The organism is Xanthomonas hortorum, assembly GCF_024339125.1.
Lineage (GTDB): Bacteria > Pseudomonadota > Gammaproteobacteria > Xanthomonadales > Xanthomonadaceae > Xanthomonas > Xanthomonas hortorum.
Window position 1 is genome coordinate 4,500,961 of sequence record NZ_CP101417.1, and the last position, 25,323, is coordinate 4,526,283.

At 64.1% G+C, this 25,323-nt stretch carries 13 protein-coding genes and 1 pseudogene; 9 read left to right on the forward strand and 5 right to left on the reverse strand.

What is annotated here, in order from left to right:
* Positions 1–33 precede the first annotated feature (33 nt).
* The 3 genes from NMB96_RS19300 to NMB96_RS19310 all read left to right on the forward strand — a co-directional run bounded on the left by NMB96_RS19300 (position 34) and on the right by NMB96_RS19310 (position 7,264).
* Entirely contained in the window at positions 34–4,128 is a 4,095-nt protein-coding gene (locus NMB96_RS19300) for a CHASE domain-containing protein (protein WP_023904295.1), read from the forward strand.
* A gap of 33 nt (positions 4,129–4,161) precedes the next feature.
* Positions 4,162–5,154 carry a response regulator gene (locus NMB96_RS19305; protein ID WP_023904296.1) on the forward strand — a complete coding sequence of 331 codons (993 nt, stop codon included), beginning with the start codon at positions 4,162–4,164 and terminating at the stop codon, positions 5,152–5,154.
* Between the two features lie 679 nt (positions 5,155–5,833).
* Positions 5,834–7,264, forward strand: coding sequence for a DHA2 family efflux MFS transporter permease subunit (locus tag NMB96_RS19310; protein ID WP_255085430.1), 1,431 nt, complete (start codon positions 5,834–5,836; stop codon positions 7,262–7,264).
* A 58-nt stretch (positions 7,265–7,322) separates the two neighbouring features.
* Here the strand turns inward: NMB96_RS19310 and NMB96_RS19315 are convergent, their stop codons facing one another.
* The 4 genes from NMB96_RS19315 to NMB96_RS19330 form a co-directional block, all read right to left on the reverse strand.
* Positions 7,323–7,745: a hypothetical protein gene (locus NMB96_RS19315; RefSeq protein WP_255085431.1), complete on the reverse strand. Its 423-nt coding sequence runs from the start codon at positions 7,743–7,745 to the stop codon at positions 7,323–7,325.
* Complete coding sequence (gene acuI, locus NMB96_RS19320; RefSeq protein WP_023904299.1) at positions 7,742–8,728, reverse strand: acrylyl-CoA reductase (NADPH); 987 nt, start codon at positions 8,726–8,728, stop codon at positions 7,742–7,744. Before acuI ends, NMB96_RS19315 begins: the two co-directional genes overlap by 4 nt.
* Before the next feature lie 111 nt (positions 8,729–8,839).
* Positions 8,840–9,694, reverse strand: a complete 855-nt coding sequence (locus NMB96_RS19325) for an oxidoreductase (RefSeq protein ID WP_023904300.1) — start codon at positions 9,692–9,694, stop codon at positions 8,840–8,842.
* A gap of 99 nt (positions 9,695–9,793) precedes the next feature.
* Positions 9,794–10,369: a TetR/AcrR family transcriptional regulator gene (locus NMB96_RS19330; RefSeq protein WP_023904301.1), complete on the reverse strand. Its 576-nt coding sequence runs from the start codon at positions 10,367–10,369 to the stop codon at positions 9,794–9,796.
* A gap of 133 nt (positions 10,370–10,502) precedes the next feature.
* Between NMB96_RS19330 and NMB96_RS19335 the strand changes: the two are divergent.
* From NMB96_RS19335 to NMB96_RS19345, 3 genes and pseudogenes are all read left to right on the forward strand, one after another.
* Positions 10,503–11,584, forward strand: a pseudogene (locus NMB96_RS19335) (alkene reductase).
* A gap of 50 nt (positions 11,585–11,634) precedes the next feature.
* Positions 11,635–12,423, forward strand: coding sequence for an SDR family NAD(P)-dependent oxidoreductase (locus tag NMB96_RS19340; protein WP_023904303.1), 789 nt, complete (start codon positions 11,635–11,637; stop codon positions 12,421–12,423).
* 232 nt (positions 12,424–12,655) lie between these two features.
* Positions 12,656–13,657 (forward strand): NADP-dependent oxidoreductase, encoded by a 1,002-nt coding sequence (locus NMB96_RS19345; protein WP_043889268.1) that lies wholly within the window; start codon positions 12,656–12,658, stop codon positions 13,655–13,657.
* A gap of 664 nt (positions 13,658–14,321) precedes the next feature.
* Here the strand turns inward: NMB96_RS19345 and NMB96_RS19350 are convergent.
* The gene (locus NMB96_RS19350) at positions 14,322–19,331 is read right to left on the reverse strand and encodes an NAD-glutamate dehydrogenase (protein WP_255085432.1); all 5,010 of its coding nucleotides are present in this window, start codon (positions 19,329–19,331) and stop codon (positions 14,322–14,324) included.
* 287 nt (positions 19,332–19,618) lie between these two features.
* Here NMB96_RS19350 and NMB96_RS19355 point away from each other — a divergent pair, with 287 nt between their 5' ends.
* Genes NMB96_RS19355 through NMB96_RS19365 form a run of 3 tightly spaced genes read left to right on the forward strand, consistent with a single transcriptional unit; the run spans position 19,619 to position 24,783 of the window.
* Positions 19,619–20,278, forward strand: a complete 660-nt coding sequence (locus NMB96_RS19355; RefSeq protein WP_176341904.1) for a TetR/AcrR family transcriptional regulator — start codon at positions 19,619–19,621, stop codon at positions 20,276–20,278.
* A gap of 14 nt (positions 20,279–20,292) precedes the next feature.
* Positions 20,293–21,600, forward strand: coding sequence for an efflux RND transporter periplasmic adaptor subunit (locus tag NMB96_RS19360; RefSeq protein WP_023904308.1), 1,308 nt, complete (start codon positions 20,293–20,295; stop codon positions 21,598–21,600).
* A gap of 12 nt (positions 21,601–21,612) precedes the next feature.
* Positions 21,613–24,783 (forward strand): multidrug efflux RND transporter permease subunit, encoded by a 3,171-nt coding sequence (locus NMB96_RS19365; protein ID WP_251755130.1) that lies wholly within the window; start codon positions 21,613–21,615, stop codon positions 24,781–24,783.
* The last annotated feature ends 540 nt before the right edge of the window (positions 24,784–25,323 follow it).

Below are 25,323 nucleotides of genomic sequence, written 5' to 3' on the forward strand. Positions count from 1 at the left end.
CTGGGCACGCAACAGCAAGGCAAAGGAAACAAGATGCCGAATGGCCGCTGGGATCTGCGCAGGAAGTACGGGCGCCGTACCTCGATCGGTGCACTGCTGATTCTCACCGCAGGTTTGATCGCCGCCATCCTGACCGGGCTTGCGGTGCATCGGCATAACGAACTCGAGCGTGAGCAGCGTTTCAACGATGTGGTGCGCAACCTGTCGCGCAACATCAGCGAGCGCATGTATACCTTCGAACATGGCTTGCGCGGCGCACGCGGCGCGGTGATCGGCGCAGGCAGCGGGCTCATCAGTCGCGATCGCTTCACCCAGTACAGCCGCTCGCGCGATTATTCGCGCGAGTTTCCCGGTGTGCTGGGTTACGGCTATATCCATCGCGTGGCGCCCGCCGACGAAGCGGCCTTTCTGCAGGCTGCGCGTGCCGACGGTGCGCCCGATATCCATCGTCGCCCATTGGCGCCCTGGGATGGCGAACGTTTCATGGTGCTGTATTTTGAACCCGAGTCCTCGGGCAACCGGCCGCTCGGGTTGGACATCGCCTCCGAGCCGCGCCGGCGTGCCGCTGCCTTGCAGGCATCGCGCAGCGGTGAGCCAATCATGACCTCGCCGGTCTCGCTGTCGGGGTATCGCATTCCCAGCGAAAGCGGATTTCTGGTGCTGCTGGCGGTCTATCGCGAAGGCATGCCGCTGCAGACGCCGCAACAACGCATGCTTGCGACCACCGGCTGGGTCTACGCGCCTTTCAGCGTCGAACAGATGGTGCAAAGCACCCTGGGCGAACGCGACGACGTTGCGCTGGATCTGTCCGACAAGAACGAGCCGACCCACACGTTCTATCGCAGCGGCACGCCGTCGAGCGACAGTGCGCGTCGTCCGCCGATTGTCCAGTTGCTGCCGATCTATGGGCGCACCTGGATCATCACCGCCCACCCCACTGCCAGCTTTCTCGCCTCGCTCCATCAGACCTCGCCGTGGTTGATGGGCAGCCTGGTGATGGGTGGCTCGGTGCTGTTCGCCGCGCTGCTCTGGCTGTATTTCAGCAACGGATTGCGCCGCGAAGAAGTGCTGCGCAAACAGATGGAACTGGCTGCACTGGTCAGCAACTCCAGCGAAGCGATCGTTGCCGAAACCCCGGATGGACGCATCACGCACTGGAATCCGGCTGCCGAAACGATGTTCGGTTACAGCTCGGAAGAGGCGATCGGCCGCACCTTGGCAACGCTGTTGTTGCCGCAACCGTATGCGGTCCCGGAAGTCGAGCACCCCGACGAGCCGCATCCGGTGATGACCTCTGCAGCGCAGATCATGCGCCACCGCGATAGCCACGCAGTCTATGTGCTGGCCAGCAAGGCGCCGATCCTCGAAGGCGACGACACCCTTACCGGGCATTCGCATTTCTTCCGCGACATCTCCGAGCGGGTGCGCTCGCACCAGCGCATCGTCGAGCTCAATGCATCGCTCGAACACCAGGTGGCCGAGCGCACCAGCGAATTGGTGAAATTCTCCGCGCTGCAGCGCGCGATTCTGGCGCACGCCGGTTACGCCATCATCGCCACCGATTCCAGCGGCTTTGTCACGCTGTTCAACCCAGCTGCAGAAAAATTGCTGGGTTACAAGGCCGAAGAGGTGATCGGCCGGCGCAAGGCCAGCCAGTTCATCGAGCCGGAAGAACTGCAGGAGCGCGCGCACATGCTGGCCGACCAGACCGGCACACCGGTGGCGCACACCTTGGAAGCGGTGGCCGCGCTGACCAGCCTCGGCCGCAGCGACACCAGCGAATGGACCTACGTCAGTCACGAAGGCCGTCACCTACCGGTGTTGCTCACGCTGAGCACCTTGCGCGACGACAACGATCAGGTGATCGGCTACCTGGGCGTGGCGGTGGATCTCACCGAGCAGAAACTGCACGAAAAACAGCTGCGTCTGGCGATGGACGCGGCCAAGAGCGCCAACCAGTCCAAGTCCGATTTCCTGGCCAACATGAGCCACGAAATCCGCACCCCGATGAATGCCATCCTGGGCATGCTTTATCTGCTTCAACGCAGCGAGCTGCCTGTTGCGGCGCTGGACATGGTCGCCAAGATCGATCGGTCTGCACGCTCGCTGCTGGAGATCATCAACGACATCCTGGATTTTTCCAAGATCGAAGCCGGGCGCATCGATCTGGAACGCGCACCGTTCGACCTCAACCAGCTGTTCGACAATATCGCCGACCTGATGCGTTCTTCGCTCAGCGCCAAGCCGGTGGAAATGATTGTCGAACCCTTGCCGCGCGACAGCCGCTGGCTGCTCGGCGATGCACTGCGCATCAATCAGGTGCTGGTCAATCTGGTCGGCAATGCGATCAAGTTCACCGAACAGGGCGAGGTGGTGCTGTCGGTGCGGCGCTTCCCCAGTGGCGACCCGAACAAGCTCAAGCTGTTGTTCTCGGTACGCGACACCGGCATCGGCATTTCCAAGGAAAAGCAGAGCCTGATCTTTTCGCCGTTTCTGCAAGCCGACACCTCCACCAGCCGGCGTTACGGCGGCAGCGGCCTGGGCCTGACCATCAGCCGACGCTTGATCGAATTGATGGGCGGCGAACTGGAAGTTGAAAGCGTGCCCGGCCGCGGCAGCGAATTCTATTTTGTGGTGACGCTGGAAAAATCCGCACCGCCGCAGGCACAGCGCGAGTTGCCGGCGTTGCCGTTGGAGTCGATGCCACGCGTCCTGATCGCCGACGACCACGATGCGGCGCTCAATAATCTGGTGCGTATCGCCACCGAACTCGGCTGGCGTGTGGATGCGGTGGCCAACGGCCAGGCCGCGTTGCAGGCGATCGAACAGGCCAGCGAGCCCTACGACATCTTCCTGCTCGACTGGCGCATGCCCGATATCGATGGCGTGGCGATCGCGCGCCAGATACGCGCACGTGCAACACCCGGCCCGCATCCGGTCATCGTGATGGTCACCGCGTACGAGCGCCGCCTGCTGGAGCAACATCCCGAGCAACAGGGTCTGGACGCGGTGATGACCAAACCAGTGACCAGTGCAGCGCTGCATCGTCTAGTGGAACAACTGTTCGAAGGGCGCGCCGCTGCGCGCGCCGCCACACCCGCCTTCGTCGCACGCCGGCTGGAAGGCGCGCATTTATTGCTGGTGGACGACAGCGAGATCAACTGCGAAGTGGCACAACGCATTCTCGAAGGCGAAGGCGCCATGGTCACCGTGGCGCACGATGGCGAGCAGGCCATCAACACGCTCAAGCGCGCGCCGGATCTTTTTCATCTGGTGCTGATGGATGTGCAGATGCCGGTGGTGGACGGCTATGAAGCCACGCGACGGCTGCGGCAGATCCCTGCCCTGGCCAGTCTGCCGGTGATTGCGCTCACGGCCGGTGCGTTTCGTCCGCAACAGGAAAAAGCACTGGAAGCCGGCATGAACGGTTTCATCGCCAAGCCCTTCAACGTGGAGGAACTGATCGCTGCCATCCGCCATTTCCTGCAGCCTGCACTGCACCGCATTCCCGCGCTTGCCCCGCAGGCCGAGCTGCACGCCGGCCCTGAGTGGCAACACGCCGATTCGGAGCTATTGGATGCGGCGCGCGCACGCAGCCTGTGGCGCGAACGCGAGCCGTATGCGCGCTATCTGCTCAAACTGCTACGCGACAATCCGGACCCGGCCGAAACCGCCGCCGAGCATCTGCGCAACAACGAACTGGCCGCCATCGGTGCGCTGGCGCACAAGCTGCGCGGCGCCGCAGGGTCGCTGGCATTACCAGCGCTGGCGGGTGCGGCCGGCGATCTGGAAAACCGCATCAATGAAGGCCACGACCTCACCTCTGCGTTGACTGCGCTCAAAGACACCATGCAGCGCACCGCCACCGCGATCCATGCCTTCCTGCAAGACAGCGAGGGCGACGAAGTCATTGTCGACGATGGTCTCGCGCTGGACGACGACAGCGTGCAGATCCTGCAGGCGGCGTTTGCCAGCGACGATGCCGACAAGATCTACCACGCGTTGCTGATCTGCACGCCACAGTTGCCGGGTAACTTGCTGCAGGAACTGCAACGCGCCATCGAGGATTTCGACTTCCGTCGCGCCGAAGCCACGTTGCGCGACTGGCAGGCCACTCACTTCCGCTGACCGCCGCCCGCGCCGGTTCGCAAGGATCCATCCATGCCGTCCCGTCCACTGCTCTGCGTCGACGACGAATCCAGCAACCTGGCGACCCTGCGCCAGCTGCTGCGAGACGATTTCCCGTTGGTCTTCGCCAAATCCGGCGGCGAGGCGCTGGATGCGGTCAGCCGCCACGCGCCGGCGCTGATCCTGCTGGATGTCGAATTGCCCGACATGGATGGATATGCGGTGGCGCGCACGCTCAAGCAGCAACCTTCCAGCACCATCATCCCGATCCTGTTCGTGACCTCGCGCAGCAGCGAGCAGGACGAACGCGCGGGGCTGGAAGCGGGCGCGGCCGATTACGTCAGCAAGCCCTACTCGCCCGCGCTGCTCAAGGCGCGCATCGCCACCCAACTGAAGCTGGCAGAAAATGCGCGCCTGGCCCAGCAGTACCGCGATGCGATCCATCTGCTCGGCACCGCCGGCCAAGGACAGGACGCCGACACCGGCGCGCATATCTGGCGCATGGCTGTGTATGCGCGCGTGCTGGCCGAAACAGTCGGTTGGTCCACACAACAGGCGCAGCTGCTGCAGGACGCCGCGCCCCTGCACGATGCCGGCAAGATCGCCGTGCCCGGCAGCATCCTGCACAAGCCCGATGCGCTGGACGAACACGAACGCTCGGTGGTGCGTCAGCATCCGCAGATCGGCCACGATTTGCTGCGCCACGGCCGCGGCCCGGTGTTTCAACTGGCCGCAGAAATCGCGCTGCATCATCACGAATGCTGGGACGGCAGCGGCTACCCCAAGGGGTTGGCCGGCGATGCCATTCCCGAATCCGCGCGCATCGTGGCGGTGGCCGACGTCTTCGACGCACTGTGCGGGCGGCGCGCCTACAAGGCCCCATGGACGGTGGAAGACGCCGTGCGCAAGCTGGAAAGCATGGCCGGCAAACAACTGGAACCGCGCCTAGTGCAACATTTCCGCGAGGCCTTGCCGCAGATCCTGCAGATCAAGGACGCCTGGGACAGCCCGGCTGTACAGCGTTGATTTGAAAGCGGTGACCCGAAAAGTGGATCTGGAAACGTTGATCTGAAACCTGGGCGCTGATGCTTCCCTTCTCCCATCGGGAGAAGGTGGCGCGCAGCGCCGGATGAGGGTACGGAATACGCGCTGTGTTGGCGCGGAAGGTTTGAGTTGGTCAAGTGGTGATCCGGGCGATCTGAAGCGAGCGATCAGAGTCGGCTGTCTCCCGCCGTACCCTCACCCCAACCCCCGCTCCGCGCCCCGGCCCGCGCTAGCAGCGCGTGCGCACCAAGGCACGCGCGACAGTGTCGCGCAAGCAGTGCCTTGGTGCCCCGCAGGGAGAGGGGCTCTGGATCCTTCTCCCATCGGGAGAAGGTGACGCGTAGCGCCGGATGAGGGTACAGGCAGCTCGGGGACGACCGGCCGACAATTCATCACTTCGCGCCTCCTACATCGCCATCGCGCGCTCCTACGTCACCATCAGCCGCCTTAGCCGCCAACCTCTGCATCAACGCCAACACCCGACACAACACCCAAACCACCACATCTACATCACCACACACGCACTGTTACCCACGTGCGCTTGAACCCCGCCCCACACCAGCCGACAATACCCATGTTGCGCCGCACAACACCGTGCGACACGGGCCGATCTGGTTGCCGTCTGTGGCGCCAGCGATGCGACCCCGCAACCGAGAGTCCGATGTCCTCCAGCGTGTCCGAGGCCGGCGCCATGCCGCCGCCGCGTTATCCCGATTACCGCATCATCTCGCTGATCCTGGCCTGCGCCATTTTCATGGAGCAGATGGACGCCACCGTGCTGGCGACCGCGCTACCGACCCTGGCGCACGACTTCGGCGTCGCCGCGCCGGCCATGAGCATCGCCATGACCAGCTATCTGCTGGCGTTGGCGGTGCTGATTCCGGCCAGCGGCGCCATCGCCGACCGCTTCGGCCTGCGTCGCGTCTTCGGTGCATCGATCTGGGTGTTCGTCAGCGGCTCGATCCTGTGTTCGCTGGCCGACAGCCTGCCCACCATGGTCGCCGCGCGCGTGCTGCAAGGCGCCGGTGGCGCGATGATGGCCCCGCTCGGCCGGCTGATCCTGTTGCGCACGGTCGAACGCCGGCATCTGGTGTCGGCGATGGCCTGGACGCTGGTGCCGGCCTTTATCGGCCCGATGCTCGGCCCACCGCTGGGCGGATTTTTCGTCTCGTATCTGGATTGGCGCTGGATCTTCTACATCAACGTGCCGATCGGCATCGCCGGCTTTCTGCTGGTGCGCCGTTTCATCCCCGACATTCCCACCGAATCGGCCCCCGCACGCTTCGACCTGAGCGGTTTCGTGCTGTGCGGCACCGCGTTGGGCTGCCTGTTGTTCGGCCTGGAAATGGTCAGCCAGGAAAACGGCATCGGCAAAGCGAGCTGGCTGCTGGCGATCGGCGGCGGCGCGGCACTGGGATATCTGTGGCATGCGCGCCACCACCCTGCCCCGCTGCTGGATCTGAGCCTGTTGCGGATCGACTCGTTCCGGTTGTCGGTGATTGGCGGCGCACTGATGCGCATCACCCAGGGCGCGCATCCGTTCCTGCTGCCGCTGCTGTTCCAGATCGGCTTCGGCATGAGCGCCGCGCACAGCGGGCGCCTGATTCTGGCCACCGCGCTCGGCGCGTTGTTGATGCGCAGCATCACCCCGCAGTTGCTGCGCCGCTTCGGTTATCGCAACAGCCTGATCGGCAACGGCGTGCTCGCCAGCCTGGGCTATATGGTGTGTGCCTTTTTCCGGCCCGACTGGCCGCACGCCCTGATGTTCGGGCTCTTGCTGTGCTGCGGCGCCTTCATGTCGTTCCAGTTCGCCGCCTACAACACCATCGCCTACGAAAACGTCCCCGCGTCACGCATGAGCCGCGCCAGCAGCCTATACACCACCTTGCAGCAGCTGATGCTTTCGGTGGGCGTGTGCGCCGGCGCGATGATTCTGAAACTGGCGATGCTGGCTGGCGATCATATCCAGCCGCAGCAACGCGATTTCTCGCTGGCGTTCTGCGTGGTCAGCCTGATCTCGCTCAGCGCCACCTGGTGGCATCTGCGCTTCGACAAGCATGCCGGGCAGGAAATGAGCGGGCACCGCGCCTAGCGCGCATTATCAACGTGGATTCGCCTGACAACACCGCCGGGTGTTGTCAGGCATGCACTCATCGCGCGTTCTTGTTTCGGCGCTGTGCGGCATCGGCACGTGTCACCAGCAGGAACGCCAGCGGAAAGCCGACTTCGATCGCGACCGCCGAAAAGATGCCTGCGTTGACGTGCCCGGCCCCCCACTCCGCAACGCCCAGCACTGCCAGCAGCAGGCACGCGGTGACGAAGCCTGCGATCACCGCCCGGCGGCCCGGCGACGGCGGCGCATTTCTCACCAGGACCAGCATGACGCCGATGGCGGCATACAGCGGCGCGGCGCGGCGGCCGACCAGGCCCAGCGCATTGCTGTCGAACGCGACGCCCCAGTTGGCCAGCATGGTCGCAGGCGCAAGCAACCAGGCGGCGCCCAAGGCGAAAAGCAACAACGCCGATAACGTGGCCAGGAAGCGGAATGCACGTGACGCGGTGGGCGTGCTCATGCGTTCACGTCCACGACAGTGCGCCCCTGCACCTTGCCTTCCAATAGCTGGACGGCAATTTGCGGCACCTCGGCCAGGCCGATGGTGTGGGTTGTCGTTGCGAGCTTGCCCAGATCCAGATCGCGCGCCAAACGCGACCACGCCTGCACGCGCACGGCTTGCGGCGCGTTGACCGAGTCGATGCCGGCCAGCGTGACATTGCGCAGGATGAAAGGCAGCACCGATGCCGGCAGTTGAACACCCTGCGCCATGCCGAAGGCGGTGACGACGCCGCGATACTGCGTCTGCGCCAGCGCGTTTGCCAGCGTGTGGCTGCCCACCGCATCCACCACACCGGCCCAGCGTTCCTTGCTGATCGGCGAACCGGGTTCGGACAAGCTGGCGCGGTCGATGATCTCGGCGGCGCCCAGGCTGTGCAGATACTCGGCTTGCTCCAGGCGGCCGGTGGAGGCGACCACGCGATAGCCCAGGCCCGAGAGCAAGGCAATGGCGACCGAACCGGCACCGCCGTTTGCGCCGGTGACCAGGATGTCACCGCGTTCGGGTGTCAGCCCGCCGTGTTCCAGTGCCAGCACCGCCAGCATGGCGGTGTATCCGGCGGTACCGATCGCCATCGCATCGCGCGTGGAAAATGCGTCTGGAATCTTGACCAACCAATCGCCAGGCACCCGCGCCTTCTGCGCGAAGCCGCCATGGTGGGTCTGACTCAAGCCCCAGCCATTGGCCAGCACACGATCTCCAACCGCAATGCCCGGAAACGTGGACGCTTCGACCACACCGGCAAAGTCGATGCCCGGAATCAGCGGGAACTGACGAATGATCGGGCCCCGCCCGGTCACCGCCAGTGCGTCCTTGTAGTTGACGGTCGAGTAGTCGATGGCAACCGTGACATCGCCCGGCATCAGGTCGTCTTCGTTGAACTGGACCACGGTGGTAGCAACCATCTCGCTGGTTTGATTCGCCAGCAAAGCGTTGAAGGTCATTGCCTTCTCCTGTTCGGATTGAGGCCGCGCGCGTTATCGCGTCACGGCGGTGTATCGGCAACGGCAGTCGCTGCGACTGCCGCTGCTGGTCTCTGCAGCGTCTGACAAAACTTATCTGGCGTGCGTGGGTGTCTTGGCATCAACAGGCGTGTTTGCATCCAAGTGCAGATTCTTGCGAATCAGCGACTGAAACACGCCTGCCGGTGCAAACCGCCGCAAGAACTGCAGTTGTCCGGCGATCTTGCCCGCGGTGTAGCGCACCTTGGGGTGCTCGGCGCGGGCCGCCTTCACCACCACGTCGGCCACCACGGATGGCTCGTCTGCAATCGCCATTGCCTGCGCCACCACTTTTCCAACTTCCGCGCGAACCTGCCGATAGGTTTCCAGCGGCGCGTCGGGGGCCAGATTGTTCGCCTCGAACTGGGTCTTGGTGTAGGCCGGTTCGATGACTGTGACCCGGATCCCGTAGCTGCGCAGCTCGTGGTCCACCGCCTCGGAATACCCTTCCACCGCATGTTTGCTGGCGGCATACAGCGCCGCATACGGGGTGGGCACCAGACCGATGATCGAGCCGATGTTGATGATGCGGCCACTGCCCTGGCGGCGCATATGCGGCACCACCGCACGCGTCATCCGCACGACGCCGAGAAAGTTGGTGTCGAAAATGGCCTTGGCCTGCTCGATCGAGCTTTCTTCCGCCGCTGCGGGAGACACGCCGAAACCGGCATTGTTGACCAGCAGGTCGATGCGACCCTCCTGTCGCAACAGTTCCTGGATGGCCGCATCCACGGACTCATCGCTGGTCACATCCAGCGCCAGCAACTTGAAGGCGCGCTGCCCGGATTGCGCGCCGCGACGGCTGGTGCCGTACACCGTATAGCCGGCGGCGGCCAACGCTTCGGCACTAGCTTCGCCAATGCCGGAGGATGCGCCGGTCACCAGCGCAACAGGGGATGTGTTTGTCATAGGAATTCCTAAAGTGCAGTGAGTGACAGGCGCAGGTGTTTGACGATCAAAAACCGCGCGGGATGCGGATACACGTGTGTCGGGATGCGCGTGTGTCGGTTAGTTGGATGGTTGCAACGACGACAGGATCTGGTCGCGAGACACCGCGATGATTTCGTCGGCCAGTGGCGAATCGTCCGGGCACGACCGCGACAGCACGATGGCGCCGATGGCGTGCGCCATCATGTCCAGGTTGCTGGCGCGCTCAGCCGCTGCCTCGGCAGTGCCGGGCGCAGCCCCGCTGCGGTCGAGCGCAGCCAGCAGGTTTTCGACCCCGGCCGCAAACGCTTCGCGCACTTCCTCAGGCTGACGCGCGGCATCGGCGCCCAGCGCAGCCATCGTGCAACCGGTGGCGGGGCTGTCGCGGTGTCCGCGCGACAGATAGAACTTCACGAAATCCGTCTTGTCCGCGTGCTCGGTCTGTGCGGCGATGTTGGCCAGCCCGCAGGCCGCCGATTCGGCCATCAGGTCCGCCTTGGAACGGAACTGCTTATAGAAGCCGCCGTGCGTGAAGCCTGCAGCGGTCATCAGATCGGCAATGCCGATCCCTTCGTAGCCACGTTCGCGAAACAGCACCGAGGCCGTTTCGACGACGTGCGCCCGGTTCGCTTGTGCCTGTGCCTTGGTCACTTTCATCGTTGGGACACTCCGTGCTTGTGCGGGACTGGGGGAGAGCGGCAGCGTACATTGATGTTGTCCGTCATCAAAGTGTTGACATCTTAGATTTTGATCGTAATCTTTGTCAACCACTGATTTCTGAGCACCGCCAATGACCCACTCTTCGCTGTTCGAGCCCTATGCCCTGGGCACCCTGACCCTGCCAATCGCATCGTCATGGCCCCGCTAACCCGCAACCGGGCCGGCGCCGGCCTGGCACCTACTGCCCTGACTGCGACCTATTACGCCCAGCGCGCCTCGGCCGGCCTGCTCATCACCGAGGCCACCCAGATATCGCCGCAGGCCCAGGGCTACCAGGACACTCCCGGCGTGTACACGCCCGAGCAGATCGCCGGCTGGCGCGCCGTCACCGACGCCGTGCATGCCAAGGGCGGGCGCATCTTCGTGCAGCTCTGGCATGTGGGCCGCGTGTCGCATGTCGACCTTCAGCCGGGCGGCGCGGCACCGGTCGCGCCCTCGGCCATCCGTGCGGCGACCAAGGTGTTCGTCAACAACGGCTTTGCCGATGTCTCCGAGCCACGCGCGCTGGAGCTCGACGAACTGCCGGGCATCGTCAACGACTTCCGCCAGGCGGCGGCCAATGCGATTGCTGCCGGTTTCGACGGTGTCGAAATTCACGGTGCCAACGGCTATCTGCTGGAGCAGTTCATCAAGGACGGCGCCAATCAGCGCACCGATGCCTATGGTGGCTCGATCGAAAACCGCGCACGCCTGTTGCTGGAAGTGGTGGCCGCCGTAAGCAAGGAAATCGGCGCCGATCGCACTGGCGTGCGCATCTCGCCGGTGTCGCCGGCAAGCGGCATTTCCGGCAGCGATCCGCAGCCGCAATACGACTACATCGCCGAGCAGCTCGATGCGCTGGGCATCGTGTATCTGCATGTGGTGGAAGGTGCGACCGGTGGCCCGCGCGATGTTGCCCCGTTCGACTATGCCGCGCTGCGCAGCAGGTTCAAACGCACTTACCTGGCCAACAACGGCTATGACCTTGAGCTGGCCACTACGCAACTGAGCGCAGGCAACACCGACCTGTTCGCATTCGGCCGCCCGTTCATCAGCAACCCGGATCTGGTCGAACGTCTGCAAACCGGCGCGGCGCTGGCGCCGTTGAATCCGGCCACGCTCTACGGCGGTGGCGCCGAGGGCTACATCGATTATCCGACGCTCACCGGCTGAGGCTTTCGCGCCTTCGCACCTTTCGCACCTCTCTCATCAAGGAACGTTTCATGACCACACTTCCCGCTGTTCTCATCACTGGCGCTTCCACCGGTATCGGCGCTGTCTATGCCGAGCGCTTCGCACAACGCGGCCACAACCTTGTGCTTGTCGCACGCGACAAGCCGCGCCTGGACACACTGGCGGCACGTCTGCGTGACACACATGGTGTCAACGTCGACGTGCTGCAGGCCGACCTGACCCAGCCCGCCGATCTGACCGCAGTGGAAACCCGCCTGCGCGACGATGCGCAGATCGGCATCCTGATCAACAACGCCGGCGTGGCGCAGTCCGGCGGTGTGTTGCAGCAAACCGCAGAGACGATCGAACGCCTGATCACCCTCAACATCACCGCGTTGACCCGGCTTGCCGCCGCTGTGGCGCCGCGCTTTGCGCAGTCCGGCAGCGGTGCCATCGTCAATCTCGGCTCGGTGGTGGGTCTGGCGCCCGAATTCGGCATGACCGTCTATGGCGCCACCAAGGCATTCGTGCTGTTCCTGTCGCAGGGTCTGCACCTTGAGCTGGGAGCCAAGGGTGTGTATGTGCAGGCAGTGCTGCCGGCAGGCACGCGTACCGAGATCTGGGAGCGTGCCGGTATCGACGTCAACACTCTCAAGGACTTGATGGACGTTAACGAACTGGTCGACGCCGCGCTGGTCGGCTTCGATCGCCGCGAACTGGTCACCATCCCGCCGCTGCACGTGGCCGAACGGTGGGATGCACTGGATGGCGCGCGCCAGGGTTTGCTGTCGGACATTCGCCAGGCGAACGCGGCCGAGCGCTATCAGCCAAGCGCCTGAGGTTTCAGCTTGTGCCATGCCTGCATTGGTCGCCATCGCGACCAGTGCGGGCATTTAGGTGAGGATTTACGCATCTGCGTTTGTTGGCACCACTCCACAGATTCAATCGATTCAACGGCTCACATCGCGGTCAAGCTGCACCCACCGATTTGCTAGTGCAACAGGTGAAGGCGGCCGGGACTCGCAGACGCCCGGCCACCCACACACAACGACAGCATTGGACTCGAACCACATGAAAGCACTGACCTTCAAACGCTATGGCAAGTCTCCCGACATCGGCTTCAGCGAGTTGCCGCGTCCGACAGTGAAACCCAATGAGCTGCTGGTCGAGGTGCACGCCGCCGGCGTGAACCCGATCGACAACATGATTCCCACCGGGATCTTCAAGCCCGTGGTGAAGTTCGACTTGCCCGCCACGCTGGGCAGCGACGTGGCCGGTATCGTCGTCGAGGTCGGCAGCCGCGTCACCCGCTTCAAGAAAGGCGATGCGATTTTTGCCAGCGTGTTCGATCTGGGCCGCGGAACGCTCGCCGACTACGTCGCGGTCCCGGAAAGCGCCGCAGCGCTGAAGCCGGCCAACCTGGATTTTGTGCAGGCAGCCTCGGTGCCGATGGTCGCACTCACGTCCTGGCAGGCCTTGCAAGAACGCGCTGCGCTGCAGCCAGGCCAGAAGGTCTTCATTCCTGCCGGCTCCGGCGGCATCGGCACCTTTGCGATCCAGCTTGCAAAACACTTCGGCGCCAGCGTGGGCACCACCACCAGCACCGGCAACGTCGCACTGGTGAACAGCCTCGGCGCAGACGAGGTGGTCGACTACAAGCAGCAGGAATTCGAGACCGTCCTGCGCGGCTACGACATCGTGCTTGGCACCATCCGGGGCGATACGATCGAAAAATCCCTCGGCATTCTCAAGCCAGGCGGCAAGATCGTGTCGCTGGTCGGGCCACTGGATGCAGCCTTCGCGCGCGCACGCCGGTTGAATGTCGTGCTGCAATTCGTCTTCGCCATGATGAGCCGCAAGATCATCCGACTAGCGAACAAGCACAACGTCGCCTACACCTTTCTGTTCGTGCGCCCCGATGGCACGCAACTGGCCAAGATCGGCGAATTGCTCGAAGCCGAACGCATCCGCCCGGTCATCGACAAGGTGTTTGCGTTCGCGCAAGCGAAGGACGCATTGGACTATCTTGCGCAGGGCCGTGCCAAGGGCAAGGTGGTCGTCAAGATCAAGTAAGAAGCCGGATGCACATCCTTCGGCCAAGGTGCCGTACAGGAAAGCCCTACAACATAAGCCGGCCTTAGCACTGTTTCAGCGATCGTGCGCAACACGTGCACATGCCGTCTCTGAGTACGGCCACACCTACCGTCTATTCTTCGCAACGATTTGCCAGTCACTTCAACACCGTGAGATCTCGGTGGTCTTGTCGTGATTGGTCGGAGCGGATGGATCAGGTGTAGGGCGGCTGGTCTTTGGTTTGGCTGCAGGGCCCTTGCCCGCCCACCATCGCGGGACACGCCGCAAGTACGTCCGTGTAGGCTCTTACGCGGCATCCATGCCGCGTAAGGTCCCGCGACGGTGGGCGGGCAAGGACCAGTCAAGATGGTCGGTGTGCATGTTTTCAATAAAGCAGCCGACTAACTTTCTGGTGCGGTGTCCTCACCGCTTGCGGGACCGTGTGGCGGCATGGATGCCGCCACCGAGCCTACATGGACGTACTTGCGGCGTGTCCTGCGAGCGGTGAGGGCACCGCGCCCTCGACTCACCAGGAAGCGCCATTTGAGGTGAAACAGCACTAAGCCCAAAGGCGGCTTTTTGGGGCAACACAACGACGTTGACGACTGATTCCAATGAGGATGATGACGAAGCAATCGCTCCGCCATCATCTCGCTGCACACCGTTACATCCCGTGCGCAGCCAACTGCCCCAACCGCTGCACTGCGACCGACACGGTCGGGTAGTCCAGGGTCTTCTGCTCCGCCACATCGGCCAGCATGGCCAGGGTGAAGCGCAGGCTGGAATCGTCGCGTGCCAGCCAGTTGGCCACCTTGTCCTCGGCAGTGCTGCCTGACATCGTCAGCACCTGGCCGACCAACGCGCGTTGGTGCGCAGCCAGCTCGTCGCGCAGCACGCCACGTGCCACGGCGTGCCAGCGGCCGTTGACCTCCAGCGCGTCGATCTGCTCGAACAACCACGGCAGGCGCAGCGCTTCGCCCAGGCGGAAATGCACCTTGGACACGTCCACCGGCTTGAGCTTGCGGGTGCGCGCAGTTTCGATGATGTCGAACGCCGGCTCCAGATAGCGCAGCTCGGACAACTGTTGCGCCAGTTGCGGCGGCAGGCCCTTCTCCTGCCACTCCTGCACGCTGCCTTCGTACTGCGGGCGCTGCGTATCGGAGAGCACACCGGAAGCGACACGGATGTCGTTGAACGGGCCGTGGTAACGCTCCACCGCCGCCGTGATGCCCGGCATCTGGCCAGGACGCAACAGCAACCAACGCACGAACGAGCGTTGCAGGCGCCAGATCACTTCCAGTGCATCGATCTGCACCGACTCGGGCACCTTGCCGTCCAGCGCATCGATCTGCGTCCACAGCGCGCGCGCATCCAGCGTTTCGCGGCTGATGGTGTAGGCCTTGGCGACCTCGCCGATGCTGCGGCCGGTGTCTTCCTGCATGCGCATCAGGAAGGTGGCGCCCATGCGGTTGATGGTGGTGTTGGTCACCGCAGTGGCGATGATTTCGCGCTTGAGGCGGTGACGCTCCATCGCATCGGCGTACTTCTTCTGCAGTGGCTGCGGGAAGTAACGCTGCAATTCCTTGGACAGGTACGGGTCTTCGGGAATATCCGATTCCAGCAACTGCTGGAACGCCACCAGCTTGGAATACGACAACAGCACCGACAGCTCCGGGCGCGACAAGCCCTGCCCGCGCGCCTTGCGTGCGGACAGTTCCGCATCCGAAGGCAGGAACTCGATCTGGCGATCGAGCAGGCCCTGCAGTTCCAGCGTGCGGATGAAGTGCTGCTTGGAGCCGAGGCGCTTGACGCTCATGCGCTCCATCAGGCTGATCGCCTGGTTCTGGCGATAGTTGTCCCACAGCACCAGGTCGGCCACTTCGTCGGTCATCGAGGCGAGCAGCGTATTGCGCGCGTCGTAGGTGAGCTTCTTGGCCTGCACCATGTCGTTGAGCAGGATCTTGATGTTCACCTCGTGATCGGAGGTGTCCACGCCGGCCGAGTTGTCGATGAAGTCGGTATTGAGCAGCACGCCGGTCTGCGCGGCCTCAATGCGGCCGAGCTGGGTCAGGCCCAGGTTGCCGCCCTCGCCCACCACCTTGCAGCGCAACTCGCCGCCATTGACGCGCAGCCCGTTGTTGGCGCGGTCGCCCACATCGGCGTGCGATTCGCTGGAGGCTTTGACATAGGTACCGATACCGCCGTTCCAGAACAGATCCACCGGCGCCTTGAGAATGGCGTTCATCAGTTCGTTCGGCGAGAGCTGCTTGACGTTGGATTCCAGGCCCAAGGCTTCGCGCACCGGCGCGCTGATGTCGATCGACTTGAGCGTGCGCGGATAGATGCCACCACCGGCGCTGATCAGCTTGGCCTCGTAATCGGCCCAGCTGGAACGCGGCAGTTTGAACAAACGCTCGCGCTCGGCGAACGAGGCGGCTGCATCCGGATTGGGATCCAGGAAGATATGCCGATGGTCGAACGCGGCCAGCAGACGGATATGCCGCGACAACAGCATGCCGTTGCCGAACACGTCGCCGGACATGTCGCCGATGCCGACCACGCTGAACTCCTGGCTCTGGCAATCGCGCCCCATCGCACGGAAGTGGCGCTTGACCGACTCCCACGCGCCGCGCGCGGTGATGCCCATACCCTTGTGGTCGTAACCGACCGAGCCGCCGGAGGCGAACGCATCGCCCATCCAGAACCCGTGATCCAGCGCCAGCCCGTTGGCGATGTCGGAGAACGTGGCAGTGCCCTTGTCGGCAGCGACCACCAGATACGGGTCGTCCTGGTCGTGACGCACCACCTGCGGCGGCGGCACGATCTTGCCGCCGACGATGTTGTCGGTGATGTCGAGCAGGCTCTGGATAAACAGCTTGTAGCAGGCGATGCCTTCGGCCTGCACGGCGTCGCGGTCGCCGCCCACCGGCGAGCGCTTGACGTAGAAACCGCCCTTGGCGCCGACCGGCACGATGACCGTGTTCTTGACCATCTGCGCCTTGACCAGCCCCAGCACCTCGGTGCGGAAATCTTCGCGACGGTCCGACCAGCGCAGGCCGCCACGCGCCACCGCGCCGAAGCGCAGGTGCACGCCTTCCACGCGCGGGCTGTAGACGAAGATTTCGCGGTACGGACGCGGCTTGGGCAGATCCGGCACGATCGCCGAATCCAGCTTGAAGCTGATGCAATGGCCGTGCTTGCCGCTCTTGTCGGTCTGGTAATAGTTGGTGCGCAGCGTGGCATCGATCACGTCGATGAAGCTGCGCAGGATGCGGTCTTCGTCCAGGCTGGACACGCGGTCAATCAACTTCAGCAGCGTGGCACGCGTGGCCTCCTGCTGCGCGGCGCGGTCGCTGCCACGTGCCTGCAACACCGGCTCCAAGGCCTTGAGCGTGGCTTCGTCGCCGGCTGCGAACACCGACAGTTCCTCGCGCAGGCGTTCCTGGCCGGCGAAGATCTGCGCCTTGGTTTCCTTGCCGGTGGATGGGTCGAAGCGCGCCTCGAACAATTCCACCAACAAGCGCGCCAGCAGCGGGTAACGGGTGAACGTCGCCTCGACATAAGCCTGCGAAAACGGCACCGCAGTCTGCAACAGATACTTGCAATAGCCGCGCAGCAGCGCGACCTGGCGCCAATGCAGGCCGGCGGCCAGAATCAGACGATTGAAGCCGTCGTTCTCGGCATCGCCATTCCAGATACGTTCGAACGCTTCGCCAAAGCCGGCATCGGCGTGGGCCGCATTGATCTTGCCGGCGGTCGATTCGACCTCGAAATCCTGGATATACACCGGCGTGTCGCCGACCTGCAGCCGGTACGGCCGCTCGGAGATCACCCGCAGGCCCATGTTCTCCATCATCGGCATCGCATCGGACAACGGAATGTCGTCGAGCTGGCGATACAGCTTCAGGCGCAGGCCTTCGCCGGCATCCAGACGCATGCCGTCGTCGCGGCGGATTTCCTGCAGGCTCAGATGCAGGTCGTCCGGGCCGTCCAGCGTGGCCAGATGCTCGACGTCGGACACCGCCGATTCGATCGAGGAATCTTCGATATAGCCAGCCGGCAACGCACGGCCGAAGTTGGCCGCCATGCGCAAACCGTTGGCTTCGCCATGCCGCGCAACCAGCGCCTCGCGCAAGGCATCGCGCCAGTTGCGCAGCAGATGCGCCAGCCGCGATTCGAGTTCGGTGGTGTTGAATTCCAGCGCCTCGCCACTCTTGGGCCGCACGATCAGATGCAGCTGCGCCAGCGGCGACTCGCCCAGCACCACGCTGGAGTCGATGTACTCGCCGTGCAGCGCATCTTTCAACAAGGCTTCGATACGCAGGCGCACATCGGTGTTGAAACGCTCGCGCGGGATGTAAACCAGCGCGGAAATAAAGCGGCTGTACTTGTCGCGGCGCAGGAACATGCGGCTACGCACGCGCTCCTGCAGACCGAGAATGCCGATCGCGGTGCGATACAGCTCTTCTTCGTTGGACTGGAACAGCTCCTCGCGCGGCAGCGTCTCGAGGATGTGCCGCAGCGCCTTGCCGCTATGGCTGCTCGGGGTCAGCCCGGACTTGCTCATCACGTATTCGTGGCGCTGACGCACCAACGGAATTTCCCACGGGCGGCGGTTGTAGGCGCTGGAGGTGAACAGGCCCAGGAAGCGTTGCTCGCCGACGATGCGGCCCTTGGCATCGAACTCCAGGACGCCGATGTAATCCATATAGCCAACCCGATGCACACGCGAGCGCGCATTGGTCTTGGTCAGAATCAGCGCGTCCTTGAGCTTGGAGGTGGTATTCAAACCGTGCGCTGCCAGCGTGGTCACCGGGCGCGCCGGCGAGGTGTCGTGGCCGCGCATCAGGCCAAGCCCGGTCTCTTCCACCGGGGCCAGCACGTCCTGGCCATCCTGCTTTTCGACGCGGTATTCGCGATAGCCGAAGAAGGTGAAGTGGTCGGCCGAGGCCCAGCGCAGGAATTCCTGCGCCTCATGGCGGCTGATGTCGTCCATCGGCAAGCGCCGGGTGGCCAGGTCGTCGGCCAGCATCACCATCTTTTCGCGCATCGCGGCCCAGTCGTGCACGATCGCGCGCACTTCGGCCAGCACCTTGCGCACCGCCGCTTCCACCTTGGGCATTTCTTCGGCGGGCTGGCGGTCGATCTCCAGCACCATCAACGACTCGCTCTTGCCCTCGCCCACCGCAGTCAGCTTGCCGGCCTTGTCGCGCGCGATGCGCAGCACCGGGTGGCCGAGCACGTGCACGCCGATGCCCAGGTCCGACAGCGTCATGCTCACCGAGTCCACCAGGAACGGCATGTCGTCGTTGACGATCTGCAACAGCGTGTGCGGCGACTCGTAACCGTGGCTCTTCAAGGTCGGGTTGAACACCCGCACGTTGACCGTGCCGGCCTTGCGCACGCGTGCAAATTCCAGCATGTCCGCCGCCAGCGCCGCCCACTGCTCGGGCGGATGGTTGGGGAACTCGTCCTCTTCCATGCGGCGATAGAAGCCGGCTGCGAACAGCTGCACTTCGGCCTGGCGGGCCGCCGGGTAGCGCTTGCGCAATGCGGCAAACACCGGCTCCAGAACGACCGCCTGCGGGGCGCCGGCAAGCACGGGGACGGCACGTTCGGCGACCGGCTTGGTCGGCGTCGTGGACGATTTCGAAGCGGCTTTCTTGGCTGTCATGAGAGAGCTGGGATGCTCGGTGGAAAACCTGAATTGTACCGATGCGCGATGACGACGCCTTGCTGCATAGCGCAAATCCTCAGCCGTCAGTCGGCGCGCGCAGGCTGCAAAAGCATTACCGCTGTGTAGTTTCCCCGTAGAGATACGATGCGCGCTGGCGCAGTGGCAGCTGGACCGCCAGATCCGGCAAAGTCCGGTCAGGTGCTTGTCGCATAAGGGCTTGCGCAGACCAAACTGCGACCGTCAAGTCTTTTTAAAAACTAAACTGGACGGTATAGTCTACCGCCATGACCCCCCGTTCCCACCGTGCTGCCCGGCGCTCGGACTGCGATCGCCGCATCCATGCGGCTGTGCATGCGCTGCTCGCCGAGCGCGGCATGCGGCTGAGCATGGACGCGGTGGCCGAGCGCGCCGGCTGCTCCAAGCAGACGCTCTATAGTTATTACGGTTGTAAAGAAAACCTGCTGCGCGATGTCCTTCAGGACCATGTGCATCTGGCCACGGTGCCGCTGGGTACCGCCTCGGGCGAGTTGCGCGAGGATCTGCTGGCCTTCGCACTGGCCCATCTGGATCGCCTGAACCGCCCCGATGTGGTACAGACCTGTCGGTTGGTGGAAGCCGAGTCGCATCGGTTTCCCGATCAGTCGCAGCAGATCTTCCATGACGGGGTGGTCGGCATGCAGCAGCGCCTGGCGCATCGCTTCGAGCAGGCGATGGATGCCGGCCAGCTGCGCCATGACGATCCGCACTTCATGGCCGAACTGCTGTTGAGCATGATCGTCGGTCTGGATTTCGATCGGCAACGCTTTCAGGTTCCCCATCGCGCCGGCCTCCCCGCCAGGCAGCAGTGGGCGCAATTCGCTGTCGACACCTTCCTGCGCGCGTTCGCCGCGGCCGCTGCAACGCCTTCGCTGTCCCCGCTTTCCTTTCTCGCTTCAAGACCCTAACGGAGTTCCTCCTGATGATTGCCCCGCTCCGCACACTCGGCCTGGCCTGTGCCATCACCGTGGCGCTCGCTGCCTGCAGCAAGCCCGAACAACAACAGGCGCCGCCGCCGCCGGAAGTGTCGGTGCTGGAAATGCAGCCGCAGACCCTGCCGCTGGAACGCGACCTGGTGGGCCGCCTGTCGGCGTACCGCTCGGCCGACGTGCGTGCGCGCGTGGACGGTGTGGTGCTCAAGCGCCTTTACACCGAAGGCACCGACGTCAAGGAAGGCCAGCGCTTGTTCGAAATCGACCCGATGCCGCTGCGCGCCACGCTGCTGCAGGCCCAGGGCCAGCTGGCCGCCGCCGAGGCGACCTATGCCAACGCCCAGATCGCCGCCAAGCGCGCGCGCAGCCTGGCACCGCAGCAGTACGTCTCGCGTGCCGATATCGACAACGCCGAGGCCACCGAGCGCTCGGCCGGCGCCAGCGTGCAGCAGGCGCGCGGTCTGGTCGAGTCCGCCCGCATCCAGCTCAGCTTCGCCAGCGTCACCTCGCCAATCACCGGCCGCGCCGGCATTCAGCGCGTCACCGAAGGTGCGCTGGTCGGCTCCGGTGAAGCGACCTTGCTGACCACGGTCGACCAGATCGACCCGCTGTACGTGAACTTTGCGATGAGCAGCGAAGAACTGGCCGCACTGCGCCAGGCGCAGAGCAGCGGCAATGTGCAGCTCAGCGGCGATGGCAAATCCACCATCAATGTGGAACTGGGCAACGGCACGCAGTATCCGCATCCGGGTACCTTGGACGTCTCGGCGGTCACGGTCGACCCGAGCACCGGTGCGGTGTCGCTGCGTGCGACCCTGCCCAACCCGGAGCAGGCACTGTTGCCGGGTGCGTTCGTGACCTTCAAGGCCAGCCTGGGCCAGCGCAACAACGCGTATCTGGTCCCGCAGCAGGGCTTGCAACGTGACGCCCTGGGCGCCTTCGTGCTGGTGCTGGGCAAGGACGGCAAGGTGGCGCGCAAGAACCTCACCGTCGATGGCCAGCAAAAGGGCCAGTGGATCGTCACCGGCGGCGTGGCCCCCGGCGACCAGGTCATCGTCGATGGCGTGCAGAAGGCGAAGGAAGGCCAGCCGGCCAAGGGCGTTGCGTGGAATCCGAACAAGCCGGCGCAAGGCGGCCAGCCAGGTGCGCCAGGCGCGGCTCCGGCCGCAGCGCAGGGCGGCGACGCACAGGCCGCACCGGCAGCCGACAAGGCCGATGCAGCCGCACCCGCGGCGCAGCAGCAGCCCAAGCCGGATGCGGCGGCGCAGCCGGCCGACTCCCAGTCAAAGCAGCAGTGACGGAAACCGGACATGCCTAAGTTTTTTATTGAACACCCGATCTTTGCCTGGGTGGTGGCGATCCTGATCTCGCTTGCGGGCGTGATCTCGATCCTGAATCTGGGTATCGAGTCGTACCCCACGATCGCCCCGCCGCAGGTCACCGTCACCGCCAACTTCCCCGGCGCCAGCGCCGATACCTCCGAGAAGGCGGTGACCCAGGTCATCGAGCAGCAGCTCACCGGTATCGACCACCTGCTGTACTTCAACTCGTCCTCGGCCGCCAACGGCCGCGTCACCATCACCCTGACCTTCGAAACCGGCACCGACCCGGATATCGCGCAGGTGCAGGTGCAGAACAAGGTGTCGCTGGCCACGCCGCGTCTGCCCTCGGAAGTCACCCAACAGGGTGTGGTGGTGGCCAAAGCCAACGCCGGCTTCCTGATGGTGGCCGCGTTGCGCTCGGACAACCCGTCGATCAACCGCGATGCGCTCAACGACATCGTCGGTTCGCGCGTGCTCGAGCAGATCTCGCGCGTGCCCGGCGTGGGCAGCACCAACCAGTTCGGCGCCGAGTACGCGATGAACATCTGGTTGAACCCGGAGAAGCTGCAGGGCTACAACCTGTCGGCCACCCAGGTGCTGACCGCGGTGCGTAACCAGAACGTGCAGTTCGCTGCCGGTTCGGTCGGCGCCGACCCGACCCCGGAAGGCATCAGCTTCACCGCCACCGTCTCGGCCGAGGGCCGTTTCAGCTCGCCGGACCAGTTCGAAAACATCATCCTGCGCACCGACAACAACGGTGCCACGGTGCGCTTGAAGGATGTCGCGCGGGTCACCGTGGGGCCGAGCAACTACGGCTTCGACACCCAGTACAACGGCAAGCCCACCGGTGCGTTCGGTATCCAGCTGTTGCCGGGCGCCAACGCACTGAATGTGTCCGAGGCGGTCGGTGCCAAGCTCGACGAACTGCAGCCCACCTTTCCGCAGGGCGTGACCTGGTTTGCGCCTTACGAGTCGACCACCTTCGTGCGCATTTCCATCGAGGAAGTGATCCACACGCTGGTGGAAGCCATCGTGCTGGTGTTCCTGGTGATGCTGCTGTTCCTGCAGAACTTCCGCGCCACCGTGATTCCCACGCTGGTGATTCCGGTCGCGTTGCTGGGCACGTTCTTCGGCATGTACATGATCGGCTTCACCATCAACCAGCTGACGCTGTTTGCGATGGTGCTGGCGATCGGCATCGTGGTGGATGACGCGATCGTGGTGATCGAGAACGTCGAACGCATCATGAGCGAGGAGCATCTGGAGCCCAAGGCGGCCACCCAGAAGGCGATGACCCAGATCACCGGCGCGGTGGTGGCCATCACCGTGGTGCTGGCAGCGGTGTTCATTCCCTCCTCGCTGCAACCCGGCGCCTCGGGCGCGATCTACAAGCAGTTCGCGCTGACCATCGCCATGTCGATGGGGTTCTCCGCGTTCCTGGCGTTGAGCTTCACCCCGGCGCTGTGCGGCGCGTTCCTCAAGTCGACCCATTCGACCAAGAAGAACTGGATCTACCGCACCTTCGACAAGTACTACGACAAGCTGGCGCATCGCTATGTGGGCGTGGTCGGCAATACCCTGAAGCACTCGCCACCGTGGATGATCGTGTTCGTGGTGCTGGTGGTGCTGTGCGGCTTCCTGTTTACGCGCATGCCGGGCAGCTTCCTGCCGGAAGAAGATCAAGGCTTTGCGTTGGCCATCGTGCAGTTGCCGCCAGGCGCCACCAAGATCCGGACCAACGAGACCTTTGCGCAGATGCGTGCGGTACTGGAGAAGCAGCCGGCCGTGGAAGGCATGCTGCAGATCGCCGGCTTCAGCTTCCTGGGCTCGGGCGAAAACGTCGGTATGGGCTTTATCCGGCTCAAGCCGTGGGAAGAGCGCGATGTGACTGCAGAGGAGTTGATCAAGCAGCTCAACGGCATGTTCTACGGCATCAAGGGCGCGCAGATCTTCGTGGTCAACCTGCCCACCGTGCAGGGCCTTGGCCAGTTCGGCGGCTTCGACATGTGGCTGCAGGACCGCTCCGGCGCAGGCCAGCAAGCCCTGACCCAGGCGCGCAACATCGTGCTGGGCAAGGCGGCGGAAAAGCAGGACACCATGGTAGGCGTGCGCCCGAACGGGCTGGAAGACGCGCCGCAGCTGCAGCTGTCGGTGGACCGTGTGCAGGCGCAGTCGATGGGCCTGGAAGTCAGCGATATCTACAGCTCGATCCAGCTGATGCTGGCGCCTGTGTATATCAACGACTACTTCTCCGAAGGCCGCATCAAGCGCGTCAACATCCGTGCCGACGACCAGTTCCGTACCGGCCCCGAGTCGCTGCGCAGCTTCTTCAGCCCCAGTGCGACAGCCGTCGGTGCCGATGGGCAGCCGGGAATGATTCCGCTGAGCAATGTGGTCAAGGCCGATTGGACCTACGCCTCGCCGGCACTTAACCGCTACAACGGCTATTCGGCGGTAAACATCGTCGGCAACCCGGCTCCGGGCGGCAGTTCCGGCCAGGCGATGACCGCGATGGAGGAGATCGTCAACAACGATCTGCCGCCAGGCTTCGGCTTCGACTGGAGCGGCATGTCGTACCAGGAAATCATCGCCGGTAACGCGGCCACGCTGTTGCTCGCGTTGTCGGTGGTGGTGGTGTTCCTGTGCCTGGCCGCACTGTACGAAAGCTGGTCGATTCCGGTGGCGGTGCTAATGGTGGTGCCGATCGGTGTGCTGGGTGCGATCGTCTTCTCGATGCTGCGTGGCCTTCCGAACGATCTGTACTTCAAGATCGGCATGATCACGGTGATCGGTCTGGCGGCGAAGAACGCGATCCTGATCGTGGAGTTCGCAGTGGAGCAGCGTGCGGCGGGCAAGACCCTGCGCGATGCGACGATGGAAGCGGCACACCTGCGCTTCCGCCCGATTCTGATGACCTCGTTCGCCTTCATCCTGGGCGTGCTGCCGCTGGCCATCTCGACCGGTGCCGGCGCCAACTCGCGTCACTCCATCGGTACCGGCGTGATCGGCGGCATGGTGTTCGCCACCGTGCTCGGCGTGATCTTCATCCCGCTGTTCTTCGTGGTGGTGCGCCGCATGCTGGGCGACAAGCTGGACGAGCAGTCCAAGGAATACGTCGCGGCACAGGGCGATGCTGGATCGCATCGTCCGGATCGCTGAGTCAGGCGTTCGCTGTAAACCAAAAAGCCCCGGCACTGCCGGGGCTTTTTTTTGTGTGCTGTAGCGACGAAACGCGATACCCCGTTTTTGTGTGCGCAGCAACGAAACGCGATGACCGGTAGGAGCGCACCTGGGCGCGATGGGGCTTTACCGGCTCAGCGTATCGAAGCGGTTCGACAGTGCGAATAGGTCAGTTGTAGAGCTGCTGATCTGCGGCTTGGTTGCAGGGCCCTTGCCCGCCCACCATCGCGGGACACGCCGCAAGTACGTCCGTGTAGGCTCTTACGCGGCATCCATGCCGCGTAAGGTCCCGCGATGGTGGGCGGGCAAGGACCAGTCGGGATGGTCGGTGTGCGGCGTTTTCCAACAGAGCAACCGTTAACCGTGTGCTGCAGTGTCTTCGTTCTTCAAATAACGTCACCAGCCAACTGTCTGATGCGGTGCCCTCGCCGATTGCGGGACCGTGTTCACGGCGTGTCCCGCGAGCGGTGAGGGCACCGCACGCGCGACGAGCCAGGATTTTTGGCCGGCGCTGGGCGC

Excerpts from the sequence above, each read along its gene's own strand:
- NMB96_RS19325 (WP_023904300.1), bottom strand. The coding sequence starts at position 9,694 with ATGACAAACACATCCCCTGTTGCGCTGGTGACCGGCGCATCCTCCGGC.
- NMB96_RS19340 (WP_023904303.1), top strand. The coding sequence starts at position 11,635 with ATGACCACACTTCCCGCTGTTCTCATCACTGGCGCTTCCACCGGTATC.
- NMB96_RS19305 (WP_023904296.1), top strand. The coding sequence starts at position 4,162 with ATGCCGTCCCGTCCACTGCTCTGCGTCGACGACGAATCCAGCAACCTG.
- NMB96_RS19345 (WP_043889268.1), top strand. The coding sequence starts at position 12,656 with ATGAAAGCACTGACCTTCAAACGCTATGGCAAGTCTCCCGACATCGGC.
- NMB96_RS19300 (WP_023904295.1), top strand. The coding sequence starts at position 34 with ATGCCGAATGGCCGCTGGGATCTGCGCAGGAAGTACGGGCGCCGTACC.
- NMB96_RS19315 (WP_255085431.1), bottom strand. The coding sequence starts at position 7,745 with ATGAGCACGCCCACCGCGTCACGTGCATTCCGCTTCCTGGCCACGTTA.
- NMB96_RS19355 (WP_176341904.1), top strand. The coding sequence starts at position 19,619 with ATGACCCCCCGTTCCCACCGTGCTGCCCGGCGCTCGGACTGCGATCGC.
- NMB96_RS19360 (WP_023904308.1), top strand. The coding sequence starts at position 20,293 with ATGATTGCCCCGCTCCGCACACTCGGCCTGGCCTGTGCCATCACCGTG.
- NMB96_RS19310 (WP_255085430.1), top strand. The coding sequence starts at position 5,834 with ATGTCCTCCAGCGTGTCCGAGGCCGGCGCCATGCCGCCGCCGCGTTAT.
- NMB96_RS19350 (WP_255085432.1), bottom strand. The coding sequence starts at position 19,331 with ATGACAGCCAAGAAAGCCGCTTCGAAATCGTCCACGACGCCGACCAAG.
- NMB96_RS19330 (WP_023904301.1), bottom strand. The coding sequence starts at position 10,369 with ATGAAAGTGACCAAGGCACAGGCACAAGCGAACCGGGCGCACGTCGTC.
- NMB96_RS19365 (WP_251755130.1), top strand. The coding sequence starts at position 21,613 with ATGCCTAAGTTTTTTATTGAACACCCGATCTTTGCCTGGGTGGTGGCG.
- acuI (WP_023904299.1), bottom strand. The coding sequence starts at position 8,728 with ATGACCTTCAACGCTTTGCTGGCGAATCAAACCAGCGAGATGGTTGCT.